The 3,013-nt window shown below is 64.7% G+C and carries 3 protein-coding genes and 1 pseudogene; 2 read left to right on the forward strand and 2 right to left on the reverse strand.

The annotated features are described in order from the left end of the window. Both B7X30_RS15445 and htpX read left to right on the forward strand, forming a co-directional pair. A partial coding sequence (locus B7X30_RS15445) for a methionyl-tRNA formyltransferase (protein ID WP_502694447.1) occupies positions 1-524 on the forward strand: 524 nt, incomplete at its 5' end. Positions 525-616: 92 nt separating this feature from the next. Continuing rightward, positions 617-1,482: pseudogene (gene htpX, locus B7X30_RS15450) on the forward strand (zinc metalloprotease HtpX). A gap of 70 nt (positions 1,483-1,552) precedes the next feature. Here the strand turns inward: htpX and B7X30_RS15455 are convergent. Both B7X30_RS15455 and purB read right to left on the reverse strand, forming a co-directional pair. Then, the gene (locus tag B7X30_RS15455) at positions 1,553-1,915 is read right to left on the reverse strand and encodes a phage holin family protein (protein WP_156053918.1); all 363 of its coding nucleotides are present in this window, start codon (positions 1,913-1,915) and stop codon (positions 1,553-1,555) included. 17 nt (positions 1,916-1,932) lie between these two features. Then, the coding region (gene purB / locus B7X30_RS15460; protein WP_286731824.1) for an adenylosuccinate lyase at positions 1,933-3,013 on the reverse strand (1,081 nt) is incomplete at its 5' end.

Consider the following 3,013-nt stretch of genomic DNA (forward strand, 5'->3'; position numbering starts at 1 on the left):
AGATGGACGCGGGGCTCGACACGGGCGACATGCTGCTGGAGCAGGCCCTGCCGATTGAATCCACCGACACCGCGTCCACCCTGCACGACAAACTCGCCGCCTTGGGCGCGGCCCTGGTGGTTCAGGGGCTGGATGCGCTGGAGCGCGGCGAGCTGCGCCCGCGTCCGCAGCCCGAAGCCGGGGTGACGTACGCCGCGAAAATCAGCAAGGACGAATCGCTGTTGCAGTGGGATTTGCCGGCAGAACTGCTTGCCCGGAGGGTGCGGGCGTTCACGCCCTGGCCGGGGACGCAATTCACCTTGCCGGACGGCGGTGTCGTTAAAGTGGGTGCGACCGAGGCATTGACGGCACCGTATGTCGGCCCGCCCGGCTTGGTGCGGGAGATGACGGCCGAGGGGCTGGATGTGGTTTGCGGCAGCGGCGTGCTGCGCATCACACGACTGCAAAAACCCGGCGGCACAATGCAGAGCGTGGCGCAATGGCTGCACGGCGGGGCCGATCTCACGGGCTTGATGCTGGGTTAAATCCCTCGCTGGGCTAAACCCCTTTGCGGCCTTGAACTTTTGATTCGCTGCACAATCTAGTGCTGTTGTATCCAAACGTATCGGAGCGAAGCATGTTCAATATCCTGAAAACCGCCATCCTGATGGCTGCGATCACCGCGTTGTTCGTGGTCATCGGCTCCTGGGCGGACAGAAAGGCATGATTCTGGCGCTGCTGTTCGCGTTGGGCATGAACTTCTTCAGCTACTGGTTCAGCGACAAGATGGTGCTGAAGATGTACAACGCGCAAGAGGTCGACGCTAGCAGCGCGCCCCAGTTCTACGCCATGGTGCAGGAGCTTGCGCAGCGCGCCGGGCTGCCCATGCCGCGGGTCTATCTCATCCAGGAAGACGCGCCCAACGCCTTCGCCACCGGCCGCAACCCGGAGCACGCGGCGGTTGCTGCGACCACTGGCATCCTGCGGGTGCTCAGCGCGCGTGAGCTGCGCGGGGTGATGGCGCATGAAATGGCGCATGTGAAGCACCGCGACATTCTGATTTCCACCATTTCGGCCACCATGGCCGGCGCCATCTCGGCGCTGGCGAACTTCGCGATGTTCTTCGGTGGACGAGACTCCGAAGGTCGGCCGGTGAATCCCATCGCCAGCATTGCCGTGGCCATTCTGGCCCCGCTGGCCGCGAGCTTGATCCAGATGGCGATTTCCCGCGCTCGCGAGTTCGAGGCCGACCGTGGCGGCGCCGAGATTTCCGGTGATCCGGCCGCGCTGGCCTCTGCTTTGCAGAAAATCGAGGCTTACGCGCGCGGCGTGCCGTTCCAGGCCGCCGAGGAGCATCCGGCCACGGCGCAGATGATGATTCTCAACCCCCTGCACGGCGGCGGCATCGCCAAGTTGTTCAGCACCCACCCGGCCACCGAGGAGCGCGTGGCCCGGCTGATGCAGATGGCGCAGGCCGGCACGGCTCAGGCTTGGCAAGGCTGAGCTGCGGCGTAGGTTAAAACAAAGCCCGGCTGGCCTCATGGGGCCAGCCGGGCTTTTTGCTGGACGCGGCTTACCGGCGCTGTCCGAACTGCACCCCTTCCAGCGCGCTGTCGATGATGACCCCGGCGATGCTGTAGAGAATCGACCCGAGCAGCGCAGCGCCGAAGCTGCGCACATGAAAGCCGTCGATCACGCCGGACGCCGCGTAGAACATGGCGGCGTTGAGCACGAAGAAAAACAGCCCGAGGGTCAGAATGGTGATCGGCAGGGTGAGAATGAACAGAATAGGCCGCACCAGCGCATTGAGCAGACCGATGAACAGCGCCGCCCACATCGCCGCGCCAAAACCCGAGACCTGCACGCCGCTGTAGAGGTAGGCCACAGCCAGCAGGGCGCAGGCGGAAAGCAGCCACTTGAGCAAGAGTTTGAGCATGGTGGGTCTCCCGGGGTTCAGCGGCCTGCGGCCAGACGCTTGGCCAGTTCGGCTGCCAGTCCGGTGTAGCTGGCCGGTGTCATGGCGAGCAGGCGTTGGCGGTCGTCTTCGGGCAGGTTCAGCCCTTTGATGAATCCCCGCATGGAGTCTGCCGTGATGGCCTTGCCGCGGGTCAATTCCTTGAGCTGCTCGTAAGGGCTGGGCAGACCGTGGCGGCGCATGACGGTCTGCACCGGTTCGGCCAGCACTTCCCACGCGTTGTCGAGATCTTCAGCCAGGCGTTGAGGATGGACGAGCAGCTTGTCGAGCCCGCGCAGCAACGAGTCCCAGGCCAGCACGCTGTGGCCAAGTGCAACGCCCATATTGCGCAGCACGGTGGAATCGGTGAGGTCGCGCTGGAAGCGCGAGATCGGCAGCTTGTCGCTCAGGTGCCGCAGCAGCGCGTTGGCGATGCCCAGATTGCCCTCGGCGTTTTCGAAGTCGATGGGGTTGACTTTGTGCGGCATGGTGGACGAACCGATTTCGCCCGCCTTGGTCTTCTGCTTGAAGTAGCCCCAGGAGATATAGCCCCAGATGTCGCGGCTGAGATCGATCAACAGGGTGTTGGCGCGGGCGACTGCGTCGAACAGTTCGGCCATGGCGTCGTGCGGCTCGATCTGGATGGTGTAGGGGTTGAAACTCAGCCCCAGCGACTCGACCACGCGGCGCGCAAAGGCCTCCCAGTCCACCTCGGGGTAGGCCGCCAGGTGCGCGTTGTAGTTGCCCACCGCGCCGTTCATCTTGGCGCTCAGCTCGACCGACTCGATGGCCGCCATGGCACGCTGCAGGCGGTGGGCGACGTTGGCGAATTCCTTGCCCAGGGTGGTGGGGCTGGCCGTCTGGCCGTGGGTGTGCGACAGCATGGGCTGTTCGGCCAGCTCGGCGGTGAGATCGAGCAGTCGCCGCAGTACGCGCTGCAGCAGCGGCATGACGACTTCACGCCGCGCGCCTGCGAGCATGAGCCCATGCGCGGTGTTGTTGATGTCTTCCGAGGTGCAGGCGAAGTGGAAGAACTCGGCGTGTCGGTGCACATCGGCCATCCCGGCCGTTTGCGCCTTG

The sequence above is a fragment of the Thiomonas sp. 13-64-67 genome (assembly GCF_002282795.1).
Taxonomy (GTDB): Bacteria; Pseudomonadota; Gammaproteobacteria; order Burkholderiales; family Burkholderiaceae_C; genus Thiomonas; species Thiomonas arsenitoxydans.